22 protein-coding genes and 1 tRNA gene are annotated in these 21,551 nt (G+C 68.5%); 3 read left to right on the forward strand and 20 right to left on the reverse strand.

Annotation, left to right across the window (positions count from 1 at the left end; genetic code table 11):
* Positions 1-222: 222 nt before the first annotated feature.
* From ACZ5RK_RS05530 to ACZ5RK_RS05610, 17 genes are all read right to left on the reverse strand, one after another.
* Positions 223-1,506, reverse strand: a complete 1,284-nt coding sequence (locus tag ACZ5RK_RS05530; protein ID WP_464909973.1) for an NADH-quinone oxidoreductase subunit N — start codon at positions 1,504-1,506, stop codon at positions 223-225.
* Complete coding sequence (locus tag ACZ5RK_RS05535) at positions 1,503-2,912, reverse strand: complex I subunit 4 family protein (RefSeq protein ID WP_464909974.1); 1,410 nt, start codon at positions 2,910-2,912, stop codon at positions 1,503-1,505. Before ACZ5RK_RS05535 ends, ACZ5RK_RS05530 begins: the two co-directional genes overlap by 4 nt.
* Positions 2,906-4,726 (reverse strand): NADH-quinone oxidoreductase subunit L, encoded by a 1,821-nt coding sequence (nuoL, locus tag ACZ5RK_RS05540; protein ID WP_464909975.1) that lies wholly within the window; start codon positions 4,724-4,726, stop codon positions 2,906-2,908. The genes ACZ5RK_RS05535 and nuoL overlap by 7 nt, the downstream gene beginning before the upstream one ends.
* 2 nt (positions 4,727-4,728) lie before the next feature.
* The gene (nuoK, locus tag ACZ5RK_RS05545) at positions 4,729-5,016 is read right to left on the reverse strand and encodes an NADH-quinone oxidoreductase subunit NuoK (protein WP_054647249.1); all 288 of its coding nucleotides are present in this window, start codon (positions 5,014-5,016) and stop codon (positions 4,729-4,731) included.
* Positions 5,013-5,546: an NADH-quinone oxidoreductase subunit J family protein gene (locus ACZ5RK_RS05550; protein ID WP_464909976.1), complete on the reverse strand. Its 534-nt coding sequence runs from the start codon at positions 5,544-5,546 to the stop codon at positions 5,013-5,015. The genes nuoK and ACZ5RK_RS05550 overlap by 4 nt, the downstream gene beginning before the upstream one ends.
* Entirely contained in the window at positions 5,543-6,091 is a 549-nt protein-coding gene (nuoI, locus tag ACZ5RK_RS05555; protein ID WP_347241572.1) for an NADH-quinone oxidoreductase subunit NuoI, read from the reverse strand. Before nuoI ends, ACZ5RK_RS05550 begins: the two co-directional genes overlap by 4 nt.
* Positions 6,088-7,152 carry an NADH-quinone oxidoreductase subunit NuoH gene (nuoH, locus tag ACZ5RK_RS05560; RefSeq protein WP_464910060.1) on the reverse strand — a complete coding sequence of 355 codons (1,065 nt, stop codon included), beginning with the start codon at positions 7,150-7,152 and terminating at the stop codon, positions 6,088-6,090. Before nuoH ends, nuoI begins: the two co-directional genes overlap by 4 nt.
* Positions 7,153-7,175: 23 nt before the next feature.
* Positions 7,176-9,527 (reverse strand): NADH-quinone oxidoreductase subunit NuoG, encoded by a 2,352-nt coding sequence (nuoG, locus tag ACZ5RK_RS05565; RefSeq protein WP_464909977.1) that lies wholly within the window; start codon positions 9,525-9,527, stop codon positions 7,176-7,178.
* A 1-nt stretch (position 9,528) separates the two neighbouring features.
* Complete coding sequence (gene nuoF, locus ACZ5RK_RS05570; RefSeq protein WP_464909978.1) at positions 9,529-10,842, reverse strand: NADH-quinone oxidoreductase subunit NuoF; 1,314 nt, start codon at positions 10,840-10,842, stop codon at positions 9,529-9,531.
* Positions 10,839-11,384, reverse strand: a complete 546-nt coding sequence (nuoE, locus tag ACZ5RK_RS05575) for an NADH-quinone oxidoreductase subunit NuoE (protein WP_054647134.1) — start codon at positions 11,382-11,384, stop codon at positions 10,839-10,841. The genes nuoF and nuoE overlap by 4 nt, the downstream gene beginning before the upstream one ends.
* A gap of 10 nt (positions 11,385-11,394) precedes the next feature.
* Entirely contained in the window at positions 11,395-12,615 is a 1,221-nt protein-coding gene (nuoD, locus tag ACZ5RK_RS05580) for an NADH dehydrogenase (quinone) subunit D (RefSeq protein WP_054647135.1), read from the reverse strand.
* Positions 12,612-13,232, reverse strand: a complete 621-nt coding sequence (locus tag ACZ5RK_RS05585) for an NADH-quinone oxidoreductase subunit C (RefSeq protein ID WP_464909979.1) — start codon at positions 13,230-13,232, stop codon at positions 12,612-12,614. The genes nuoD and ACZ5RK_RS05585 overlap by 4 nt, the downstream gene beginning before the upstream one ends.
* Before the next feature lie 3 nt (positions 13,233-13,235).
* Positions 13,236-13,781 carry a NuoB/complex I 20 kDa subunit family protein gene (locus tag ACZ5RK_RS05590; protein ID WP_464909980.1) on the reverse strand — a complete coding sequence of 182 codons (546 nt, stop codon included), beginning with the start codon at positions 13,779-13,781 and terminating at the stop codon, positions 13,236-13,238.
* Complete coding sequence (locus ACZ5RK_RS05595; RefSeq protein ID WP_054647136.1) at positions 13,772-14,131, reverse strand: NADH-quinone oxidoreductase subunit A; 360 nt, start codon at positions 14,129-14,131, stop codon at positions 13,772-13,774. The genes ACZ5RK_RS05590 and ACZ5RK_RS05595 overlap by 10 nt, the downstream gene beginning before the upstream one ends.
* 165 nt (positions 14,132-14,296) lie before the next feature.
* A complete protein-coding gene (rsmA, locus tag ACZ5RK_RS05600) occupies positions 14,297-15,118 on the reverse strand; it encodes a 16S rRNA (adenine(1518)-N(6)/adenine(1519)-N(6))-dimethyltransferase RsmA (protein ID WP_054647137.1) in 822 nt (273 codons plus the stop codon).
* Positions 15,111-15,857 carry a metallophosphoesterase gene (locus ACZ5RK_RS05605; protein WP_464909981.1) on the reverse strand — a complete coding sequence of 249 codons (747 nt, stop codon included), beginning with the start codon at positions 15,855-15,857 and terminating at the stop codon, positions 15,111-15,113. The genes rsmA and ACZ5RK_RS05605 overlap by 8 nt, the downstream gene beginning before the upstream one ends.
* Positions 15,854-16,504, reverse strand: coding sequence for a Rad52/Rad22 family DNA repair protein (locus ACZ5RK_RS05610; RefSeq protein WP_464909982.1), 651 nt, complete (start codon positions 16,502-16,504; stop codon positions 15,854-15,856). The genes ACZ5RK_RS05605 and ACZ5RK_RS05610 overlap by 4 nt, the downstream gene beginning before the upstream one ends.
* 64 nt (positions 16,505-16,568) lie before the next feature.
* Here ACZ5RK_RS05610 and ACZ5RK_RS05615 point away from each other — a divergent pair, with 64 nt between their 5' ends.
* Complete coding sequence (locus ACZ5RK_RS05615) at positions 16,569-16,907, forward strand: hypothetical protein (protein WP_054647138.1); 339 nt, start codon at positions 16,569-16,571, stop codon at positions 16,905-16,907.
* A gap of 37 nt (positions 16,908-16,944) precedes the next feature.
* Positions 16,945-17,020 (forward strand) — tRNA-Ala (locus tag ACZ5RK_RS05620).
* Between the two features lie 164 nt (positions 17,021-17,184).
* Here the strand turns inward: ACZ5RK_RS05620 and ACZ5RK_RS05625 are convergent.
* Genes ACZ5RK_RS05625 through ACZ5RK_RS05635 form a run of 3 tightly spaced genes read right to left on the reverse strand, consistent with a single transcriptional unit; the run spans position 17,185 to position 20,489 of the window.
* Entirely contained in the window at positions 17,185-19,071 is a 1,887-nt protein-coding gene (locus ACZ5RK_RS05625) for a hypothetical protein (protein WP_464909983.1), read from the reverse strand.
* A 9-nt stretch (positions 19,072-19,080) separates the two neighbouring features.
* Positions 19,081-19,785 (reverse strand): WecB/TagA/CpsF family glycosyltransferase, encoded by a 705-nt coding sequence (locus ACZ5RK_RS05630; protein ID WP_464909984.1) that lies wholly within the window; start codon positions 19,783-19,785, stop codon positions 19,081-19,083.
* Positions 19,773-20,489, reverse strand: a complete 717-nt coding sequence (locus ACZ5RK_RS05635; RefSeq protein WP_464909985.1) for a 2-phosphosulfolactate phosphatase — start codon at positions 20,487-20,489, stop codon at positions 19,773-19,775. The genes ACZ5RK_RS05630 and ACZ5RK_RS05635 overlap by 13 nt, the downstream gene beginning before the upstream one ends.
* Positions 20,490-20,516: 27 nt before the next feature.
* Between ACZ5RK_RS05635 and ACZ5RK_RS05640 the strand changes: the two genes are divergently transcribed.
* Positions 20,517-21,479 (forward strand): thiamine-phosphate kinase, encoded by a 963-nt coding sequence (locus tag ACZ5RK_RS05640; RefSeq protein ID WP_464909986.1) that lies wholly within the window; start codon positions 20,517-20,519, stop codon positions 21,477-21,479.
* The last annotated feature ends 72 nt before the right edge of the window (positions 21,480-21,551 follow it).

Below are 21,551 nucleotides of genomic sequence, written 5' to 3' on the forward strand. Positions count from 1 at the left end.
AAGAGGTGTGCGCTATGTCCCAACTGTTTGCACCTCCACTTTAGGCCCAGGGGCCTTCCCGGGGCAAGGGGGAGGCGGGCCAGCTTAAATACCCCGTTGCGGCGCAAGCCGCAACGGGGCCCCAGAAGGGCTCCCAGTGGCCTTCATACCCTTTCTCGGCCTACCGGCCCGGGGAGCCTGCCTAGGGGCCCCTATGCTGGCCCAAGCCAGCATGGGGTGGTATCAGCCTCCCGCCGCCAGGGCGGGGAGGACGCTTCCCGGCAAAAGCCCCAGGAGAAGGAGGGCCAGGGCCACCAGGAGGGCCACGCCCCGGGCCAGGGGGCGGGGCCTGGCCTCGGCCTCTCCCCGCCCGAAGACGGAAAGCCCCAGGGCCAGGTAGTAGTAGGCGCTCACGGCGCTGGTGACCAGGGCCAGGACCAGAAGCCCCCACTGGCCCGCCTTGGCAGCCTCGGTGAAGACCAGGTACTTGCCCCAAAAGCCCGCCAGGGGCGGAAGGCCCAGGAGGGAGAGGGCGGCGAGGAAGAGGGCCAGGCCCAGGAGGGGGTCCCGGTGGAAGAGCCCCCGGAGGGCCTCTAAGGGCACCCGGTCGGGGGAGATCTCCGAGAGCACGGCGAAGGCCAGGCCGGTGGCCAGGACGTAGGTGAGGAGGTAGAAGCCCAGGGCCTGGGCGTTCCCGGTGTAGAGGGCCAGGGCCATGTAGCCGGCGTGGGCCACGGAGCTATAGGCGAGAAGCCTTTTGGCCTCCCTTTGGGCCAGGGCGGCCAGGTTGCCCACCACCACGGAAAGGGCGATGAGGAGGGCCAAGGCCTCGGGTGTCCCGGGGGCCACCACCCGGAGGAGGGCGGCGAAGGCGGCGGCCTTTACCGAGGTGGCCATGAAGAGGACCACCGGGGTGGGGCTTCCCTGGTAGACGTCGGGGGTCCAGAAGTGGAAGGGGGCGAGGGCCGCTTTAAAGCCCAGGCCCACCAGGAGGAGGCCCAGGGCCAGGGCGTAGAGGGGGCCTTGGCCGGGGGTGCCCGCCAGGAAGCTTCCCGTAGCCCCGAAGTGGAAGGCCGCCCCGTAGAGGAAGAAGGCGGCGGCCAAAGCCCCCAGGAGGAAGTACTTGAGGGCGGCCTCGAGGCCCTGCCCCTTGCGCCAGGTGGCCAGGGCATAGAGGGGGAGGGAGAGGGCCTCGAGGGCCACCAGCATCAGGATGAGGTTCTTGGTGGAGGCCAGGAGGTGCATCCCCAAGGCGGCGTAGAGCACGAGGAGGTAAAACTCAAACCGCCCGCTCCGCACCAGGCCCACCGTCCACAAAGCCCCCAGGAGGGCGAGGAGGGTGAAGGTCTGGGAGAGGGCGTCCACCTGGTAAGGCCCCATGGCCAAGGGCCTCCCCCAGGTGGCGAGGAGGGAGAGGAGGGCGAGGCTTAAGCCCAGGATGGTGAGCCGCTTGAACAGGGGCACGGGCAGGAAAAAGCCCAGGAGGGTAAGGGCTACCGAGAACAGGGCGAGGACCAAAAGGGTCATGCGCCACCTCCGAGGATCTTGGCGAAGGCCTCCGCCAGGGGCCTAAGCCCCTGGAGGAAGTACCCGGGGAAAACCCCCATGAGAACCAGGGCCAGCCCCACCAGGAGGGCGAAGCCCCACTCCCCTGCCTTCAGGTCCTCCACGGGCCTGCCCTCCTCCTCCCAGAAGGTCTTCTGGAAGGCGGTGAGGGCGTAGGCCGCGGAGGCGATGACCGAGAGGAAGGCCAAAGCGGCAAGCCAGGGGCTGGCCTTGTAGGCCCCGAGCAGGGTCAAAAACTCCCCGGGGAAGCCGGAAAGCCCGGGGAGGCCTACCATGGCCAGGAAGAGGAGGAGGGCCAGGGCGGCGAGGCCCGGGGCGCTTTGGGCCAGGCCCCGGTAGCGCCCGATCTCTAGGGTGTGGAGCCTTTCGTAAAGCCTCCCGAAAAGCAGGAAAAGCCCCCCGGTGTAGACGCCGCTGGCCGAAAGGAGGTAAAGCCCCCCCGTGGCCCCCTCCGGCGTGCCCGAGAAGACGCCCAGGGCGGCCACCCCCATGTGGGAAACCCCGGCGTAGGCCAGGAGGCTCTTGGCGTCCCTGGCGGCGAAGGCCACCCAGGCCCCGTAGAGGGCGGAGAGGGCGGCGAGGAAGAGAAGGAGGCCCTGGAGCCCGGAGAAGCCCTCGGGGGCCAGGGGGATGGCGTAGCGGAAGAAGGCGAAGACCCCCACCTTGTAGAGGGTGCCCAGGGCGTCGGCAAGCCCTGAGGGGTGGTTCTCCCGGTGGAAGAGGGGGAGCCAGGCGTGCACCGGGAAAAGGGGCGTCTTGATGGCGAAGGCCAGGGCGAAGCCCAGGAAGATCCAGAAGGCGGCCTGTCCCCGGACGGGGTGGGCCAGGAGGTCCTGAAGGAGGAAGCTCGGGCTTCCTCCCAGGGCCTTCACCGCCAGGATGGCGGCCAGCATGGGCAGGCTCCCGGCCAGGGTGAAGAGGAGGAAGGTGTAAAGGGCCCGGAGGCGCCCTTCTCCCCCGTAGAAGAGGAGCATGAGGAGGGCGGGGATGAGGGCCGCTTCGAAGAAGAGGTAGAAGACGAGGAGGTCCCGGGCGGCGAAGAGGCCGAGGAGGAGCCCCTCCATGAGGAGGGCGAGGCCCAGGAAGCGCCCCTCCACCCTCGCCACCAGAGCCCCCAGGAAGACGGTGAGGGCGATGGTGAGGAAGAAGAGGGCGGAAAGCCCGTCCAGTCCGAAGGCCCAGTACACCCCGGCCCCGGGAAGGAGGGGGGCCTGGAAGGCGTGGGCCACCCCGCCCGGGTGGGTCAGGAAGAGGTAGAGGTTAAGGAGCAGGGAAAGCCCCGCCCCCCAAGGCCCCAGGCCTCGAGGCAGGCCCAGAAGGAGGAGGATCCCGAAGAGGATGGGTAAAAGGATCGCCAGGACTACCACCGCATCACCCCCAGAAGCACCAAAGCGCCCAGCACAAAGAGCAGGGCGTAAAGCCTGAGGTAACCCGTCTGCAGGCGGCCCAAGGTCTGGCCCAGGCCCCGCACCCCTCCCCCTAGGCCCACGTACCCCCGGAGGAGGCCGTTGTCCCCGTAAAAGAGGGCTTCCGCCAGGGCCTTCAGGGGGTTCACCACCAGGGCGTTGTAGACCTGGTCCACGTAAAAGCTCTCCCGGCTCCAGGCCTCAAAGGCCAGGTACCAGGCGGGGAGGGCCTTCCTTTGGAAGAAGGTGTAGCCGAACCAAAGCCCAAAGACCGCCACCGCCGCCGAGAGGGCGATGAGGCCCCACTCCGCCCCTAAGGAGAGGTGGTGGGCCTCCACCTCCGCCAAAGCGGGCTTCAAGAAGGGCTCCAGGAGGTTGGGCAGGGGGTGGGGCAGGGCCAGGTAGCCGGCGAGGACCGCTCCTAAGGCCAGGAGGTGGTTGGGCCAGAGCATCACCGGCGGGGCCTCGTGGGGATGGCCGTGGCCCCGTTCCTCCCCCAGGAAGACCAGGACGAACCAGCGCATGGCGTACATGGCGGTGAGGACCGCCACGAGGAGCGCCCCCACGTAGAAGCCCACGCCGCCGAAGGGGTAGGTGAGGGTGGCGGTGAGGATGGCGTCCTTGGAAAAGAAGCCGGAAAGGAGGGGAAGGCCTCCCAGGGCCAGGGCCCCGATGAGGCCGTGCCAGCGGGTCTTTGGCAGGTGCTTCCAGAGGCCCCCCATCCTGCGCACGTCCTGCTCGCCCCCCAGGGCGTGAATCACGCTCCCCGAGGCCAGGAAGAGGAGGGCCTTGAAGAAGGCGTGGGTGAAGACGTGGAAGAGGGCGGCCCAGTAGGCCCCCACCCCCGCCGCCAGGAACATGTACCCCAGCTGGCTGATGGTGGAGTAGGCCACGATCTTCTTGATATCGGTCTGGCCGAAGGCGGAAAGGGCCCCGTAGGCCGCCGTGAGGAGCCCGATCACGGCGATGGCGTAGGAGACCTCGGGGAGGGCGCTGTAGAGGAAGGAGCTCCGGGTGATGAGGTAGACCCCCGCCGTCACCATGGTGGCCGCGTGGATCAGGGCGGAGACGGGGGTGGGGCCGGCCATGGCGTCGGGGAGCCAGACCATGAGGGGCACCTGGGCGCTTTTTCCCACCGCTCCCAGGAAGAGGAGGAACCCCGCCAGGGCCAGGAGGCTGGGGTTCCTCAGGGGGCCTTCCAGGGCCTCCTTGAGCTCGCTGATGGAGAGGGTGCCGTAGAGGGCCCAGAGGATGGCCATGCCCAGCATGAAGCCCAGGTCGCCGATGCGGTTCACGATGAAGGCCTTGCGGGCGCTGTCGGCGTACCGGGGGTTCTTGTACCAGAAGCCGATGAGGAGGAAGCTCGCCAGGCCCACCCCCTCCCAGCCGATGAACATCACCGGGTAGCTGTCGGCGAGGACCAGGGTGAGCATCATGGCGATGAAGAAGTTGAAGTAGGCGAAGAAGCGGCTGTAGCCGGGGTCTTTCGCCATGTAGCCGATGGCGTACACGTGGATGAGGAAGCCCACCCCGGTGACGATGATCAGCATGAGACCGGAGAGGTTGTCCAGAAGGAGGCTAAAGGGGATCCCGGGAAGCCACTCCGCCTTAAAATGGGCCCCGCCCGAGAGGAGAAGCCCCACCCCCACCAAAAAGGAGGCCAGGACGAGCCCCGAGGCCAGGACCCCGGGAAGGGGTTCCCGCATCCTTTTGCCAAAAAGCCCCATAAGGGCGAAGCCCAAGAGGGGCAGGAGGATGGTGGAGAGAAGCGCCATGTTCACCCCCTAAGCTCGGAGAGGTCGTCCACCGCGGTGCTTTCCCGGTGGCGGAAGATGGCCACGATGAGCCCCAGGCCCACGGCCACCTCGGCGGCGGCGATGGCGATGACCATGAGGGCGGCCACCTGGCCTTCCAGGCCATGGGCCCGGGCGAAGCCCACCAGGGAGAGGTTGGCCGCGTTCAGCATGAGCTCAACGGAGAGGAAGACCAGGATGGCGGTCCTGCGGGTGAGGACCCCGTAGACCCCCAGGGCGAAGAGGAGGGCGGAGGCCAAGAGGAAGCTCACCGCACCACCTCCTTTTCCCGCTCTTCCCGGGGAAGGGCGTCCAAGGGGCGGGAGGGCTGGACCAGGGCCACGGCCACCACCGTGGCGGCCATGAGGAGGAAGCCCACGGCGAGGAGCACAAAGACCCAGTCCCCGTAGAGGAGGGGTCCCAGGGCCTGGGGAAGCCCGCCCTGGAGGTCCTGGGTGAAGGCGAGGTTCAGCCCCCCAAGCCCCGAAAGGAGCATCCCCGCCACCCCCAGGGCCAGGAGGGCCGCCAGGGGCTTGGAGCGCACCAGGGGGTCAAAGCCCACCTCTCCCTGGGCGGCGAAGAGAAGCATGATGACGAAGAGGAAGAGGACCACGATGGCCCCGGCGTAGACGATGATCTGGATAAAGCCCAAAAAGCGTGCGTCCAGGGCCATGTAGACCCCCGCCAGGACCAGAAAGTTCAGGATGAGGGCCAGGGCGGCGTGGATGGCGTTCCTGAGGGTGACCACCAGCACCCCGCTCAGAAGGAGCAGGGCCACCGCCAGGCCTTCAAAGAGGCTCACGGTTTCCTCCTTTCCGTGGGGGCTTGGAAGCCCTCCAGCTCGGGCCGCACGTAAGGCACCACGTAGCCGGGCTTGACCGCCTTGCCGGTGATCTTGGCCTCCCGGCGCTGGGGCTTGGTGCCCACCACGTCCACCAGCATGTCCTCCTTGCCGTAGACGAGGTCGGAGTACTGGTAGTCGGCCATCTCAAAGTCGTACCCCAACACGATGGCCCCCGTGGGGCAGGCCTCCTCGCAGAGGCCGCAGAAGATGCACCGGAGCATGTTGATCTCGTAGACCTTGGCGTACCGCTCCCCCGCGGAGACCGGGTTTTCCGGGTCGTTCTCCGCCGGCTCCACGTAGATGGCGTAGGCGGGGCAGGCGGCGGCGCAGAGGGAGCAGCCGATGCACTTCTCCAGGCCGTTCGGGTGCCGGGTGAGGACGTGCCGCCCGTGGAAGCGGGGCTTGAGGGCCACGGGGGCGTCGGGGTAGGGGACGGTCACCGGTTTGGAGAAGAGGTACTTGAGGGTGATGCCGAGGCTTTGGGCCAGGGCCTTCAGGGTCATGCGCCACCTCCTTTGCGGGCAGGCTTAGGGGTGTAGAGGACCGCCCCCATGAGGACGAGGAAGCTTAGGGCGGAGAGGTAGAGGAGGTAGGTCCTGGGGAGGTCCAGGGCCACCACCAGGGCGGTCAGGAGGAACCAGAGAAGGGCCCCGGGGAAGAGGAAGCCCCAGCCGAAGCGGAGGAGCTGGTCGTAGCGCAGGCGGAACCAGGTGGCCCGGATCCAGATGAAGAGGAAGAGGAAGAAGGCGATTTTGAGGAACATCCAGAGGTAGGGGACCTCGAGGAAGGGCATGGTCCAGCCTCCCAGGAAGAGGGTGGGGATGAGGGCACTGGCGGTGATGAAGTGGATGTACTCGGTCATCTGGAAAAGGGCCCACTTGATGGAGCTGTACTCGGTGTGGTAGCCCCCCACCAGCTCCTGCTCGGCCTCGGGGAGGTCAAAGGGGGTGCGGGCGGCCTCGGCCAGGGCGGCGATGGCGTAGATCAGGAAGGCGGGGAAGGCGTAGAGGAAGAGCCAGCCGTGCTCCTTCTGCCAGTTCACGATGTCGTTCAGGTTGAGGCTCCCCACCAGAAGCACCGGGGAGAGGAGGGCGATGCCCAGGCCGAGCTCGTAGGAGATGAGGCTCGCCGAGGAGCGCAAGGAGCCAAGGAGGCTGTACTTGCTCCCCGAGGCCCAGCCCGCCAGGAAGATGCCGTAGATGGCCATCTCGCTCACGGCGAAGAGGTAGAGGAGGCCCAGGTCCAGGTTCAGCACCCAGGGGCTATAGCCGAAGAAGCTCCCCGGGGGGCCGAAGGGGATGGCCCCAAAGGCCAGGAGGGCGAAGACCACGCCGATGAGGGGGGCCAGCACGAAGAGGACCTTGTCGGCCCTCTCCACCACCAGGTCTTCCTTGAAGATGCTCTTGATGGCATCGGCCATGGGCTGGAAGAGGCCCATGGGCCCCACCCGGTTGGGACCCAGGCGGATCTGGAAGCGGGCGAGGAGCCTCCTTTCAATGAGGGTCATGAAGGCGAAGGCGGTGAGGAGGCCGATGACAACCAAGAGGGCCTTCAAGGCCACCATCCAGTAGGGGTCCAGGGGGTAGCTCACGCTTCACCTCCTGTGGGAACCAGAACCCGGCCTTCCAAGAGGCGCCCGGCGGCCGCTCCCAGGCCCGAGAGGTAGAGGAACCCCTTGGGGAGGTCCTCCCGGTGGACCACCCGGGCCTCGAGGCGGCCCAGGGGGGTTTCCACGGCCACCCGGGCCCCCTCGGGCAGGGCCTCGGATTTGGCCGTTTCCGGGTGGGCCCAAAGCTCGGGGCTCGCCGCCTCTTGGGCCTTGCCCACGGCCTGGTGCGCCTTCCACATGCTGGGCCGGAGGTAGAGCCCACCCCCTTGGGGCCTGGGCCTCAGGGCCTGGGTGCGGAAGGCCAGGAGGCCCAAGGCCCCGGGCACCTTGCGGGACTTGAGCTCCCGCTCGGCCTCCAGGTGGAGGCGGAAGGGGGGCCGCACCCCCAGGGCCTCGGCCAGGAGGGCGAGGACCTGGAGGGCACCCTCCGCCTCCCCGTTCTCTATGGGGGCGGGGGAGAGGGGAAGGACGCGGCCTTCCAGGTTTGCCAGGTGCCCCCGCTTCTCGTAGAAGGTGGGGGCGGGGAAGACCACGTGGGCGTACCGCTCCGCCAAGGGGTGGAGGTGGGAGAGGTGCATGGCCACGAAGCGCTTCCCCTTGAGGGCCCCTTCCGGGGGCACGAAGCCGTAGTAGGCGTAGGGGGCCCCGGGCTCGTCCCAGGCGGCGCCCCTTTCCCCCGGCCATACCCCCATGGCCTCGAGGCCCCGGGCGTTGGCCGCAGGGGTCATGGCGAGGACCTTGGCCCCCTTGCGCTCGGCGAGGAGCCTCGCCCTCTCGGCGGCCACGGTGTCCTGGAGGACGGCGGCTCCCAGGATGAGCACCGGGTTTTGCGCCTTCTCCCAGGCCTCCCTGGCCTTGCGCGCCGCCTCGCTCCCCTCCTTCTCCCCGAGGAGGGCGAGGAGGATCTCCCGCTCCTCCCCGGGGCGGTGGACCTCCTGGATGGCGGCCCACCTCATGAGGGGGGCGCGGTAGGGGGCGAAGAGGGCCATCTTGTCCGCGCGCCGGGGCATCCTCTCCTTGATGGAGAGGTCGGCGAAGGGGATGCCGTGGGCAAAGCGGTGGGGGGGCTTGAGGTCCCGCACGAACTCGGAGAGGCGGAGGTGGAGGATGGGGGCTTCCTCCGTGGGGTCCCCGAGGACCAGGGCGAAGTCTGCCCGCAGGAGGTCTTCCAGGGTGGCCGCCGGGAAGAGGCTCGCCGGGGCGGCGGTGCGGCCCTGGAAGTCCAGGTGGGGGGTCTTGAGGGCCTTGGCCAGCTCGGCCGCCAGGAGGCCCTCCTCCAGGGTGGCGTCGTGGGCGAGGTAAAGCCCCACCTCCTCGCCCCTCGCCTCCCTCAGGCCCTCCTTGAGGGCCAGGAAGGCCTCCTCCCAGGTGGCCTCCACGAGCCTCCCCTCCTTCCGCACCAGGGGGGTCTTGAGGCGGTTTTGGTCCGCCCACTCGTGCCCGAAGCGGCCCGCGTCGCAAAGCCAGATCTCGTTGACCTCGGGGACCTCCCGGGCCCGGACCCTGAGGAGCTCGCCGCTACGGGTGTCGGCGGTGATCCCGCACCCCACGGGGCAGAGGGCGCAAGTTGTGGGGGTTTCCTCCATCTCCCAGTTGCGGGCGCGGAAGCGGGCGGTGAGGTCCAGAAGGGCCCCCACCGGGCAGATGTCCGTGATGTTCCCGGAGAAGCCCGAGGGGAGGCCGAAGTCCATGGTGCCGATGAAGGTGTGCACCCCCCTTTCTATGAAGTCCAGCACCTCGTCCCCGGGCACCTCTTCAAAGTAGCGCACGCACCTTTTGCAGTGGATGCACCGCTCCCGGTCCAGGATGACGAAGGGGGAGAGGGGGTGGTGCTTGTCCACGTGGCGGCGGGTGAACTCAAAGCGGGTGTAGACGGGCAGGGAGAGGGGGTCCTTCTGGTAGTACTTCTCGTAGAGCCCGTACTCCACGGTGCGGTCCTGGAGCTCGCAGGCCCCCCCCTTGTCGCAGGTGGGGCAGTCCAGGGGGTGGTTCAAGAGGGTGAACTCCACCATCCCCGCCTGGGCCTCCCTGACCACCTCGGAGAGGGTGTCCACCACCATCCCCTCCGCCACCGCCGTCACGCAGCTTGCGGCGAGCTTGGGCTGCCAGGCGATCTCGGGCTCGCCTTTCTCGTCCAGAACGGGCTTCCCGTCGGGGCCTTTCTTGGGAAGGCCGATCCTGACCAGGCACATGCGGCAGGCCCCGATGGGGGAGAGGTGCTTCTCCGAGCAGAAGAGGGGCACGTCGTACCCCGCGTGGAAGATGGCGTCCATGACGCTGGTGCCCGGGGGCACCTCCACCGTGCGGTCGTTGACCTTGACCCTCACCATGTCACCTCCAAAGAGCGGGCCTGGGCACGGGGCGCTTCTCCCGCGCCAGGGCCAGGTACTGGTCCTTGAAGTGCTTCAAGGAGCCCTTCACCGGCCACACCGCCGCGTCCGCCAGGGGGCAGAAGCTCCGGCCCTCGATGAGGGGGAGGAGGGCCTCGAGGTTCTCCACGTCCTTCTCCTCGCCCTCGCCCTGGCCGATCTTGGCGAAGAGGTTCACCATGAAGCCCGCCACCCCCTCGCGGCAGGGGGTGCACTTGCCGCAGGACTCGTGGGCGTAGAAGCGGGTGATGTTCCACATGGCGTCCACCATGCTCACCCGCTCGGGGATGAGGATCACCCCCCCGGTCCCCAGCATGGAGCCCTTGGCCTGCAGGTGCTCGTAGCTCATGGGGGTGTCCAGGATCTCCTCGGTGAAGGGCAAGGGCGGGGTGGAGGAACCGCCCGGGATGAGGGCCTGGATGGGCTCCAAGGGCCCCCCCGCCCACTCGTAGATGAGCTCGCGGAAGGTGGTGCCCATGGGAAGCTCGTAGACCCCGGGGCGCCTCACGGGCCCGGAGATCTGGTAGAGCTTCATCCCCTTGGACTGCTCCGTGCCCATCTGGGCGAACCAATGGGCGCCCCGCTCCAGGATGGGCACCACCGCCGCCAGGGTCTCCACGTTGTTGATGGTGGTGGGCATGCCCCATAGCCCCGCCTGGGCGGGGAAGGGGGGCTTCAGCCGGGGGTTGGCCCGGAGGCCCTCCAGGGAGTTCATGAGGGCCGTCTCCTCCCCGCAGATGTAGGCCCCGGCCCCCCGGTGGACGAAGAGGTCAAAGGAAAAGTCCGTGCCGAAGAGGTTCTTCCCCAAATAGCCCCGCGCCCGGGCCTCCCCTATGGCCGCCTCGAGGCGGTCCGCCGCCCTGCGGTACTCCCCGCGGACGTAGATGTAGCCCACCGTGGCCCGAATGGCGTACCCGGCGATGATCATCCCCTCGATGAGGAGGTGGGGGACGTCCTCCAGGATGTAGCGGTCCTTGAAGCTCCCGGGCTCGGACTCGTCGGCGTTGCAGATGAGGTAGTGCTGCTTCCCGTCCTTGGGCATGAAGCTCCACTTGACCCCGGTGGGGAAGCCCGCCCCGCCCCGGCCCCGTAGCCCCGAGCGCTTCACCTCCTCTATGACCTCCTCGGGGGTCTTCTCCTTCAGGACCCTTCGCGCCGTCTCGTACCCTCCCTGCCTCAGGTAGTAGTCCAGGGTCCAGGACCCCTCCTTGCCCACGTGGGCGTAGAGGGTCCGCTGGAAGCGGGGGTCCAGTCCGGAAAGGATGGGTCCGGTCATACCTCCACCTCGTGCACGTGGTGGCCGCACTTCCCGGGGAGTTCTATCTCCTCCAGGCGCTTGCCCGCCCGTAGGCCCTCGAGGAGGGCCGTAAGCCTCGCCCGGGTCACGCACTCCACATAGGGCTCGTCGTTCACCTGGATCACGGGAGCGGTGTGGCAACTCCCCAGGCACTCCACCTTCTGCACGCTGAAAAGCCCGTCCGGGGTCACCTCCCCGGGGCCGATGCCCAGGGTCTCGGTGAGGTGGTCCCAAAGCTCCTCCGCCCCGGCGAGCTTGCAGCTTAGGGTGGCGCAGACCTGGAGGTGGTAGCGCCCCGTGGGCACGAACTGGTAGTAGGAGTAGAAGCTCGCCACCCCCATCACCTCCGTGGGGGTGGTGCCCACCAGGCGGGCGATCTCCTCCACGCGTTCGGGCCGGATCCAGCCCTCCTCCTGCTGCACCCGCCTTAAGAGGGGCATGATGGCCGAGCGGCGCCCCTCGGGCGGGTACTTGGCGAAGGTCTCCTCCAGGAAGTCCTGCTTGTCGTCAAAGAACCCCATCTTCCCTCCCTTAGCGGTCCACGTCCCCCATCACGGGGTCCAGGCTGGCGATGATGGCCACCATGTCGGGGACCTGCTGCCCCTTGCAGGCGTAGGGGAGGCTTTGCAGGTTGACGAAGCTCGGGGCCCGCACCTTGACCCGGTAGGGCATGCTCCCCCCGTCGGAGACGATGTAGTAGCCGAGCTCTCCCCGGGCCGACTCCGTGGGCACGTAGACCTCCCCCTTCGGGGGGTGGAAGCCCTCGGTGTAGTGCTTGAAGTGGTAGATGACCGCCTCCATGGAGGTCTCCAGGAGGTGCCGGGGGGGCGGGGTGATCTGGGGGTTGGGGTCGCGCACGGGGCCCGGTTCTAAGCGCTCCAGGGCCTGCTGGATGATCCTCACCGACTCCCGCATCTCCCGGATGCGGACGAGCATCCGGTCAAACACGTCCCCGCGCTCGCCCAGGGGCACGTCAAAGGCGTAGGTCTCGTAGCCCGAGTAGGGGTAGGCCTTGCGCACGTCGTAGTTCACCCCGCTGGCCCTTAAAGACCCCCCGGTGAGGCCGAGGTGGATGGCCACCTCGGGCGGGATCACCCCCACGCCCCGGGCCCTCTCGTGGAAGATGGGGCTTTCGGCGAAGAGGGCCTCGTACTCGTCGATGCGGTGGGGGAGGACCTCTAAGAGCTTCTTGAGCTCGGGGACGAACTCCTCGGGCAGGTCTTCCTTGACCCCGCCGATGCGGATGTAGTTGTGGTGGAAGCGCTGGCCCGTGACCCACTCAAAGAGGTCCAGGATGCTCTCCCGCTCGCGGAAGGCGTAGAAGAAGGGGGTGAGGGCCCCGAGGTCCAAAAGCCCGGTGCCCAGGAAGACCAGGTGGCTCGCCAGGCGGGAGAGCTCGTTGAGGATGACCCTTATGGTCTCCGCCCGGGGAGGCACCACCGCCCCCACCAGCTTCTCCACCGCCAGGGCGTAGGCCAGGTCGTGGGCGAAGGAGTGGAGGTAGTCCATCCGGGGCGTATACGTGATCACCTGCGTATACGTCCGGTTTTCCATGTTTTTCTCGAAGCCGGTGTGGAGGTAGCCGATGTGGGGCACCACCTCCAGGACCTCCTCCCCGGAGAGGGTCACCACCAGGCGCAGCACCCCGTGGGTGGAGGGGTGCTGGGGGCCCACGTTCAGGGTCATCACCTCGGTGCGGAGCTCCCGGGGTTCCTCGGGAAGGGGGGCGTCCAGCTCCAGGTAGTCTTTCATTTGACCTCCTTGGCCTTCATGAGGTCGGCCCAGAGGGCCCTGTAGCCCTTGCGGCTTCCTCCCTTGTAGAGGGTGAGGCCCGGGCTTTTGCCGGTGATGGCCGCCCGGAACTCGCTGGGGATGATGTACCGGCCCTCGCGGAAGAGGGTGGGGGTTTCGCCCAAGGGGTAGTCCTTGCGCAAGGGGTGGCCCTCGAGGTCCTCCGGGGTGAGGATCTTCCGGAGGTCGGGGTGGCCCTCAAAGACGATGCCGAACATGTCGTAGACCTCCCGTTCCAAAAAGTTCGCGCTTCCCCAGAGGTCGGTCACCGTGGGGAGCCGGGGGTCTTTCTCGGGGACGAAGACCCGGGCGAAGAAGCGGCTCCCGTCCCCGTCCTTCCACCCCGGGAGGGAAACCAGCTCGTAGACCACGGCGAAGCGCTCGGGGCGGGGGTCGGGGTAGTCTAGGTAGTCTATCCCCACGATGTCCGCCAGGTAGTTGAAGCCGAGCTCCTTGTAGCGGGCCATCTCCTCCTTGAAGCGCTCCCTCGGCAGGACCACCCAGAGGTTGCCGAGGCCGTTATCCTCAATGGGGTAGCCCTTGGCCCGGGCCTCTTCCAAGACGCGCTCAAGCCGCATGCCTCACCCCCTCGCCCGCTTCCAGGCGGCCACCGGCGGGAGCCTGCGGCCACTTTCGTCGTAGGCCTGGCCCCGCACCTTCTTCTGGAGCTGCATCACCGCGTAGATGAGGGCCTCGGGCCTGGGGGGGCAGCCGGGGACGTAGACGTCCACGGGCACCACCGAGTCCACGTTCTGCACGATGGCGTAGTTGTTGAACATCCCCCCCGAGCTGGCGCAGGCCCCCATGGAGATCACCCACTTGGGGTCGGGCATCTGCTCCCAGACCCGGCGCATCACCGGGGCCATCTTCTTGGAAAGCCTCCCGGCCACGATCATCACGTCCGCCTGGCGGGGGCTTGCCCGGAAGACCTCGCTTCCGAAGCGGGCCAGGTCGTTCCGGGCGTCGGTGGAGGCCATCATCTCAATGGCGCAGCAGGCCAGGCCGAAGGTGGCGGGCCATAGGGAGTTGCTCCGGCCCCAGGCCACGAGCTTCTCTAAGGTGGTGAAGAGGATTCCCTCCCGTTCCAGCTCCTGCACGTCCCGCTCAAAGAGGTCCTTCAGTGCCACCGCATCACCCCCTTCCACCACTCGTAGAGGAAGCCCACGAAGAGGAGCAGGGTGAAGCCCAAGGCCCCGAGGAACCCGTAGAGGCCAAGCCCCCCTGCGCTCACCGCATAGGGCCAGAGGAAGGCCACCTCCACGTCAAAGAGGATGAAGAGCATGGCCACCACGTAGAAGTGGACGGGGAAGCGCCGCACCTCCCCCGCGGGGTCGTTCCCCGACTCGTAGGGCATGAGCTTGGCCCGCCCCGGCTTCTTGGGGCCCAGGACGGCCCCCACCACCAGGGCAGCCACCCCGATGAAGAGGGCCACCCCCAGGTAGATCAGGATGTTCACGTACTCCGCTATGGGCGCCAAGGTTCCCTCCTTTCGTGCCTCTCTTCACGAGCTGGGTCCCCGAAACCCTCAAGGACCCGCCCAGGTTCCTGCCCATCTTACTACCCCATCCCCGGGACAAAGGGGTAGGGCTACACCGTGCCCGGGGCTATTGGTGTAGTTCCCCTTTTTATGGGAAAAACGCCGCTACACTCCGGTGTAAGAAAGCCGGTCCCGCAGGCGGCGGAAGGCCTCGAGGTCCAGTTCCTCGGCCCGCACCCTAGGGGAAAGACCCAGGGCCACTAGGGCTTCCTCCACCCTCTCCCTGGGGTAGCCCGCGGCGGCGAGGGCGTTGAGGAGGGTCTTGCGCCGTCGGGAGAAGGCGGCCTCCAGGAGGGCGAAAAGCCCCGGATCGTCGGGAGCGCCCGTGGGGGTGAGGCGCACCAGGCTGCTCCACACCTTGGGCGGGGGGAAGAAGGCCCCCGGGGGGAGGTCCCAGAGCCTTTCCGCCCGGGCGTGGTGGGCCACCCGGAGGGAGAGGAGGCCGTAGGCGGGGGTCTTGGGCCTTGCGGTCATGCGTTCCGCCACCTCCTTCTGCACCAGGAAGACGAGGCGGGCGAAGCGCCCCGTCTTTAGGAGCCCGGTGACGAGGGGGGTGGCGATGTGGTAGGGGAGGTTGGCCACGAGGAGGCTTCCCTCCGGCACCTCCTCCCAGGGGTAGAGGAGGGCATCCTGGAAGACGAGGCGCACCGGGAGGCCCGAAAGGGTTTCCTCCAGAAGGGGCTTCAGGCGCAGGTCTTTCTCTATGGCCGTGACCGCCGCCCCGGCCTCGAGGAGGGCCCGGGTGAGGACGCCCAGGCCCGGCCCCACCTCGTACACGGGGCCGGTGAAGGGCCGGGCCGCCTCCACGATGCGGCGGAGGTGGGCCTCCGAGACCAAAAAGTTCTGGCCGAAGCGCTTGTCGGCGAAGAGGCCGTGGCGGGCCAGGAGCGCCTGCACCGCCTTGGGGGAAGTGAGGGGGTTAGCCATGGGGAAGGCGCTTCACCCTGGGGGCCAGGGGCTCTTCCTCCGGGAAAAGCTCCAGGTACTCCCCCAGGTCCAGGGCGTCAATCAGGGCGAACCGCTCCTTGAGGAGCACGCCCTCCTTCAGGGGCACGTGCCCGTAAACCCCGAAGCGGTAGCCCATGCGCTCCACGTAGTCGGGGGTGCGGAACCACCAGGTCTTGGGCTCGCTTTGGGCGTAGAAGAGGGCATCGTACTCCTGGAGCCAGGGTACGGGGCCCACGTGGGCGAAGTGGACCCCCTCCAGGACCAGTTCCCGGGGAAAGGAGGCCATCCAGCGCTTTAGCCCCTCGGGCAGGGGCTTGCCCCCGCGCTCGGGGTGGAACTCCAGGTGCTTGAGGTGGCGGTTGCCCAGGATGGGCTCCCCTCTCAAGGCGGCCTCGTCGTGGTTGCCCAGGAGAATGGTCACGTGGCCTTCCGCTTCCTCCTGAAACCCCTTCAGGCGGAACAGCTCGCGGATCTGGGCCCCGGCGGCCAGGCGGAGGTGGGTGGGGTCCTCCGGGTCGTAGGGGGAGAGCCCGGTGAGGCGCTCGTAGTCCCGGAGGGTCTTGGGGTGGACCAGGTCGCCCAGGAGGACCAGACGCGCCTCCCCTGCCCGCAGGGCCGCCGTGGGGCGGAGGTGGGCGTCGGCCAGCCCCTCGGCCTTGAGGAGGCGCCAAAGGGCGGGGAAGTTGCCGTGGAGGTCCCCGACGGCGATGACCCTCATCCCTTGAGGAGCTTCCTAAGCTCCCCGTAAAGGCTCCGGGTTTCCTCGGGGGTTTTGCCGTAGCCCCCGTACCTGGTGATGATCCGGGCCGCCTCTTTCCCCAGGCCCTTTTCCTTGAGCCTTTCCAAAAGCTGGTCAATGAGGCGGTAGGCCTCGGGTTTTTCCTCTTCCGGGGGGGTTTCAGGGAGGCCCTCCCCCTCCCCTTCGGGGAGGCTTGGGGGGGTGAAGCGGCCTTTTTCGGGGTCGTAGTCCACCCACTGCTTCTCCAGGCGGTAGAGGTACCTTCCCACGCCGAACTTCACCGCCGCCCGCTTGAGGGCGTCGGAGAAGGCGGCCTTCAAGGAGTCCCCCTCGCCCACGTCCTCCTTGGTGACCTCGAGGACGGTGAGGCGGCACTTCACCTCCACCACCCGCTCGCGGCGCTCCCCCCGCTCGTCCTTCACCGTCCTTTCCGCGTCGGCCAGCACCTCGTAGGCGTCGTGCCAACCCTCGGGGCCCACCACCTTGTCCAGCCGGTCCAGAACCGTGCGGGCGTCCACGTAGGGGACCACGAGGGCCCGCTTTTTATCCCGGGAGAGGGCCTCTATGCGCCACTGCACCTCCCCTTTGGGGAAGGGTTCGGCTAGCTTGCGCCAGACTTCGTCCATAGGTCCAAGTTTACTTTAGCTTTTTCTCACCCTAAAGCCCCCCTAAAGGAGGGAGACTAGGGGCATGAAGCGCTGGCTGTGGTTCCTGCCCTTTCTGGGCCTAGCTTGGGCCATGGAGGTCCGCCTCACCGCCACCTTGGCCTTTGACCTCTTTCCCCAGGCGGTGGTGGTGGAGCGGGTGGTGGAGCCCCAGGGAATCGTGGTGGTCTACGGGGGCTCACAGGCGGGGGCCGTTTTCCGCTACCACGACGAGGACCTCCGCCGCCGGGGCTGGGTGCGGGTGAAGTACGAGGTGAAGAAGAACGAGTGGAAGGCGGAGTACCGCAAGGGCAAGGCCAAGGCCACCCTCTCGGTCAAGGACAAGAAGGGCCGGGTGGAGGTGCGCCTTAAAGAAGGGGACTAGACAAGGCCCGGGCCCCTTGCTACCCTAAGGGGCGCGTGGGGCCGTGGCGCAGCTGGGAGCGCGCCTGAATCGCACTCAGGAGGTCACGGGTTCGAGTCCCGTCGGCTCCACCAGAAGGCCTCCCGCCCTTGGGCGGGAGGCTTGGCCTTTTTAAGTACCCCGCTCTGGCGAAAGCCAGAGCGGGGGCCCCAACACCCATGCGAATCCGCCTCCAATCCGGTCCAATGAGACCAGGATTAGTGTAGGCGGTCCGGGGCGTTACGGAGGCGTTACCCCGTTACAGCCCGAGGAGCCACTCCACAAAAGCGTTGACCACGTCGTTCTCCGCAAGGAGTTCGGGGTTTTCCAGGGCCGCCAGATAGAAGGCGCGGACGAGGTCCGGGGGCGGGTCCCTAAGGAGGTCCTGGACGCTTTTCCCCGGGTAGGGTCCCTTCGCCAGGGGGGCGGTCAGGCGGGAGGCGGTGGCCAGGGGGGCGGCCTCCTTCAGGGCCTCCAGGGTCCTTTCCAGGAGAAGGCGCTCCCCGTCCGCCCCCAAGGCCTCCTTGGGGGTGAGGAGGGGGTTTCCCGAAAGGTCCCGCGCCTCCAGGCCCAGGGCGTAGAGCCTGCGGGCGAGGCTTTCCGGGCCCACCTCCAGGGGAAGGAGGACCTGGGCCTTCCCGTAGCGGACCTCGAGGGTGTACCTGCCCTCCTCCGGCAGGGTGACGGCGGGGGCCACCTCCTCCAGGGCCGCCGTGAGGGGGGGGAAGCCCAAGGGCTTGGACGCCTGGGCCAGCGCCTTCCCTTCCTGCCAAAGGAGGGTTTCCAGGGCCCCCCTTTCCAGGTAGGGGGTGCCTTCCAGGCGCACCATGGGGAAGACCGCCTCCCCTTTGCGGAAGGGCCGGGCGTCCTGGTCGCCGGGGATAAGGGTGAGCCTGAGGACCTGAAGGCGGACCTGGGGGGCCTCGAGGCGGGCCAAGGCCCTCCTGGCGGCGAAGGCGGCGGGATGCCCCGGGTAGCGCTCCAGGAAGGCCCGGTAAAGCTCCCGGGCGTCAAGCCCGGCCCGCTCGGAGAGGTAGGCCCGGAAGAAGAGGGCCAGGGGCTCCTTCCTTCCCTCCAGATCCTTCAGGGCCTCCTGGAAGTCCCCGCCCTCGTCCAGGCGGAGGGCCCGGTCGTAGGCGGCCTTGGCCCCCAGGTAGTCCCCGTAAATGGCCCTGAAGAGGCCCAGGTTGTAGTAGGCGGTGGCGTTGGGGTTTAGGCCCACCGCCCTCTCCGAGGCCAGGAGGGCCCGGGGAAGGTCCCCGGTGAGGTAGTAGGCCCAGCCCAGGTTGGTCCAGTAGAGCCAGGCCTCGGGGCGAAGCCTTAGGGCCTTGAGGAGGGCCTCCCTGGCCTCCTCCCCCTTTCCCTCGGCAAAGGCGGCGAAGCTCACCTCCTCCCAGGCCAGGGGCAGCTCGGGGAAGGCCTTTGCCAGCTTCCTCGCCGAGGCCTTCCAGCGCTCGTCCTCCAGGGCCCGGAGGACCAGGTGGGCGGCGGTCCTTTCCAGGACGTCCCCTCCCTCCATGGCCTCCGCCAGGGCTAAGGCCTCCTCTTTTTTCCCCTCGGAAAGGAGCCGGAAGGCCTCGTAGGCCCGGGGAAACCTCCCCTGCCAGAGGAGGAGAAGCCTTTGGGGAAGAAGCCCCTCTAGAAGCCCACTTCCCCGGCCTTCCTTCAGGTCCAGGGCCGACCGGTGGAGGGGGTCGGGGTCCTCGCCTTGGGCCAGGGCCCGCAAGCGCTCCTCGGTAAGGGTGGGGGCGGGAGGGCGGCTGAACCTCTGGGCCAGGCCCTCCCGGATGAGCCAGGGCCAGGCGGCCTCGAGGCCGGGGAAAAAGGCCTCCTTCACCCCCTCCTTCCGGGCCAGAAAGAGCCTCAGGCCCCTTTCCTCCTCCCTCCCCAGGAGCACCCACTCTGCCCCCGTGGCGGCCTGGACCAGCCGGGCGCCGGCTTGGGTGTAGAGGCCCCCTGCCAGGTCGTAGCCTCCCCGCCAGGGGAGGTCGGGCAGGAGGAGGGCGAGGAGGGTGGGGGGAGGGGCCTTCAGCCCTTGGGCCAGGGACTGGGCCAGGCCATACCCCCTGGGGCCCTCAAAGGGCAGGACGAGGCCCTGGCCCAGGGCGAGCCCCAAAAGGAGGAGGCTTGCGAGGATGCTCCGCATGGGGCTATTCTAGCGCCTTTCCCTTAGGACCATGTAGGCGAAGCGGAAAAGCCTCGGGACCCGCCGCCAGCGCTTGGGGTCCAGGCCCACCCGGAGGAGCCACTCCAGCCCAAGCCTCTGGGCCCAGAGGGGGGGTCTTTGCGCCTCGCCCGCCAGCACGTCCAGGGTGCCCCCCACCCCCACGGCCACCCGGGCCCCCAGGCGGGGCTTGTGGCGGTGGATGAAGGCCTCCTGCCTTTCCCCCATGCCCACCAGGAGGAGGTCCGGGGCTTTTTGGCGGATCTCTGCCACCACCGGCTCCTCCTCCCGGAAGTAGCCGTGGTGGAGGCCCACCACCACGCCCCCCAGGCGTTCCACTTCCCGGGCCGCCTTCTCGGCCACCCCGGGCCTTCCCCCCAGGAGGTAGACCCTGAGGCCGGGGAAGCGCCGGAGAAGGGCCAGGGTGAGGTCCACCCCGGTGACCCGCTCCCGGAGTTCCACGCCCAGAAGGCGCCTCGCCGCCCAGAGGATCCCCACCCCGTCCGGCGTGACCAGCTCGGCCTCGAGGATGGCCCGCCTCAAGGTTTCGTCCTCCCCCGCCCGCACGGCGATCTCCGGGTTAAGGGTCACCACCTGGTGGGTCCTTTCCTCTTGGAGGAAGCCCCCGATGCGCCTCAAGGCCCCCTCCATGTCCACGGGGTCCAAAGGAAGGCCCAGGAGGGTCAGGCGCTCCATGCCACGAACCTCTGGGCGTAGCGGTCCTGGGTGAGGCCGAAGGCGGCCTTGGGGAAGAAGCGCACCTCGGCCAACCTGGGCACCACGGGGTCCACCCCGATGAGGCTCGCCCGGGCCAGCTCCTCGGCGCGACCTTCCCTGTAGAGGCGCTGGCCCTCTTGGCTTTGGAAGAGGGCCTCCTGGGGGTCGGGGAAGGCCTTGAGGAGGGCGGTGGCCAGGGAAGGGGGGGCTTCGGAGGAGAGCCTCCGCATGAGGAACCCGGTGGCCACCACCGCGGAAAGCAGGGGCTCGGGGGCCCCGGCGGGGCGCAGGGTGGGGCCCAAAAGGCCCTTGGCCAGGGCCAGGGCCGCCTTGGCGTTGCGGAGGTTGGCCACGTAGACCTCCCGTTCCTCGGGAAGGAGGCTTCCGTTGAGGATGGGGGCCACCAGAACGGCGCTTTTCCCCCGGACCTCTGTCCTTTCCAGGTCTACCAGGGAAAGCCTTCCGTGGAACCCCTCCGGGGGGAAGCCCTCCACCTCCCCAAGAAGCAGGGCCTCCCCGGCCAGCTCCCCGGCCAAAAGCCGGGCCACCTTGGGCCCGGGGGCGACCCAGACCTCCTTGGCCCCCTGGGCCAGGAGGAAGGTGAGGACGCTTCCTGCGGGCAGGACCTCGAGGAGGAAAAGGGGTCCCGCCGCCGGCCTCAGGCAAAGGTCAACCCGGCACACCCGGCCATGATACCCTAGCCTGGGCATATGCGGCTTAGAGACCTGGGCGAGCGGGCGCTTTTGCGGCGGCTTGCCCCCGTGGGCTATCCCGAAGGGGCGCCCTTGCCCCCCGGGGACGACGCCGGGGGGGTGTGGGTGGAGGGGGTGGCCTGGCTCCTCAAAACCGACGGCTTCCTCTACCGGGAGGTGGCCCTGAAGGGCATGGAGCCCTTTGAGGTGGGGTTTAGGGGAGTGGCGGCCACGGCCTCGGACCTCCTCGCCAAGATGGGGCGGCCCCTGGGCTTCACCCTGGGGCTTTTCCTGCCCGAGGACCTGGAGGAGGGTTTCGTCCTGGAGCTCGTCCGGGGGGCGGCGGAGGCGGCCAGGCGCCTTGGGGCCTTCCTCCTCGGGGGGGACACGAACCGGGGGGAGGAGGTGGCCCTCACCGTTTCCGGCTACGCCCGGGCGGAGACCCCCTTGCCGCGGCAGGCCCGCCCGGGGGACCTGGTTTATCTGGCCGGGGACCGGTGGGGAAGGACCGGGGCGGCCATAAGGGCCCACTACGAGGGGCGCTCCTTGGAGAACTTTCCCGAAATCCGGGAGGCCGCCTTCTACCCCCTGCCGCGCCTCGGGCTCCTCGCCCTCGCCGGGCTTCCCCGGGGGAGCCTGGACTCCTCGGATGGCCTCGCCGAGACCCTATGGCAGCTTTCCGAGCTCGGGGTGCGGGTGGAGCTGGAGGGCCTTCCCCTTTACCCGGACGTCCTGGCCTTCGCGGGGAGCCCTGAGGAGGCCGAGGGGCTCGTCCTCTTCGGAGGGGAAGAGTTTGAGGCGGTCCTCCTCCTGCCCCCCGAGCGGGAGGCCGAGGCGCTCAGGCGGGCGGAGGCTGCAGGGCTTCCCCTCTTCCGGGCCGGCCGGGTGGGGGAGGGGGAGGGGGTTTGGCTCCGGGGGGAGGCGGTGCCCCGGCGGGGGTACGCCCACTTCGGACCCCCGGAGGGTCTCCTCCCGGGTTAAGTACCCCACCGCGGCGAAAGCCGCGGTGGGGACCCCAAAAAAATCTCCCCCCAGCCCCGGCTTGGGCATCCC

Source organism: Thermus kawarayensis JCM 12314, assembly GCF_055393575.1.

Bases quoted from the DNA above. Each gene is read 5' to 3' on its own strand.
- ACZ5RK_RS05625 (WP_464909983.1), bottom strand. From the start codon at position 19,071: ATGCGGAGCATCCTCGCAAGCCTCCTCCTTTTGGGGCTCGCCCTGGGC.
- nuoL (WP_464909975.1), bottom strand. From the start codon at position 4,726: ATGGCGCTTCTCTCCACCATCCTCCTGCCCCTCTTGGGCTTCGCCCTT.
- ACZ5RK_RS05630 (WP_464909984.1), bottom strand. From the start codon at position 19,785: ATGGAGCGCCTGACCCTCCTGGGCCTTCCTTTGGACCCCGTGGACATG.
- ACZ5RK_RS05605 (WP_464909981.1), bottom strand. From the start codon at position 15,857: ATGAGGGTCATCGCCGTCGGGGACCTCCACGGCAACTTCCCCGCCCTT.
- ACZ5RK_RS05530 (WP_464909973.1), bottom strand. From the start codon at position 1,506: ATGACCCTTTTGGTCCTCGCCCTGTTCTCGGTAGCCCTTACCCTCCTG.
- ACZ5RK_RS05640 (WP_464909986.1), top strand. From the start codon at position 20,517: ATGCGGCTTAGAGACCTGGGCGAGCGGGCGCTTTTGCGGCGGCTTGCC.
- ACZ5RK_RS05585 (WP_464909979.1), bottom strand. From the start codon at position 13,232: ATGCGGCTTGAGCGCGTCTTGGAAGAGGCCCGGGCCAAGGGCTACCCC.
- nuoH (WP_464910060.1), bottom strand. From the start codon at position 7,152: ATGGTGGCCTTGAAGGCCCTCTTGGTTGTCATCGGCCTCCTCACCGCC.
- nuoE (WP_054647134.1), bottom strand. From the start codon at position 11,384: ATGGGGTTCTTTGACGACAAGCAGGACTTCCTGGAGGAGACCTTCGCC.
- nuoF (WP_464909978.1), bottom strand. From the start codon at position 10,842: ATGACCGGACCCATCCTTTCCGGACTGGACCCCCGCTTCCAGCGGACC.
- nuoD (WP_054647135.1), bottom strand. From the start codon at position 12,615: ATGAAAGACTACCTGGAGCTGGACGCCCCCCTTCCCGAGGAACCCCGG.
- rsmA (WP_054647137.1), bottom strand. From the start codon at position 15,118: ATGGCTAACCCCCTCACTTCCCCCAAGGCGGTGCAGGCGCTCCTGGCC.
- ACZ5RK_RS05610 (WP_464909982.1), bottom strand. From the start codon at position 16,504: ATGGACGAAGTCTGGCGCAAGCTAGCCGAACCCTTCCCCAAAGGGGAG.
- nuoG (WP_464909977.1), bottom strand. From the start codon at position 9,527: ATGGTGAGGGTCAAGGTCAACGACCGCACGGTGGAGGTGCCCCCGGGC.
- ACZ5RK_RS05615 (WP_054647138.1), top strand. From the start codon at position 16,569: ATGAAGCGCTGGCTGTGGTTCCTGCCCTTTCTGGGCCTAGCTTGGGCC.
- nuoI (WP_347241572.1), bottom strand. From the start codon at position 6,091: ATGACCCTGAAGGCCCTGGCCCAAAGCCTCGGCATCACCCTCAAGTAC.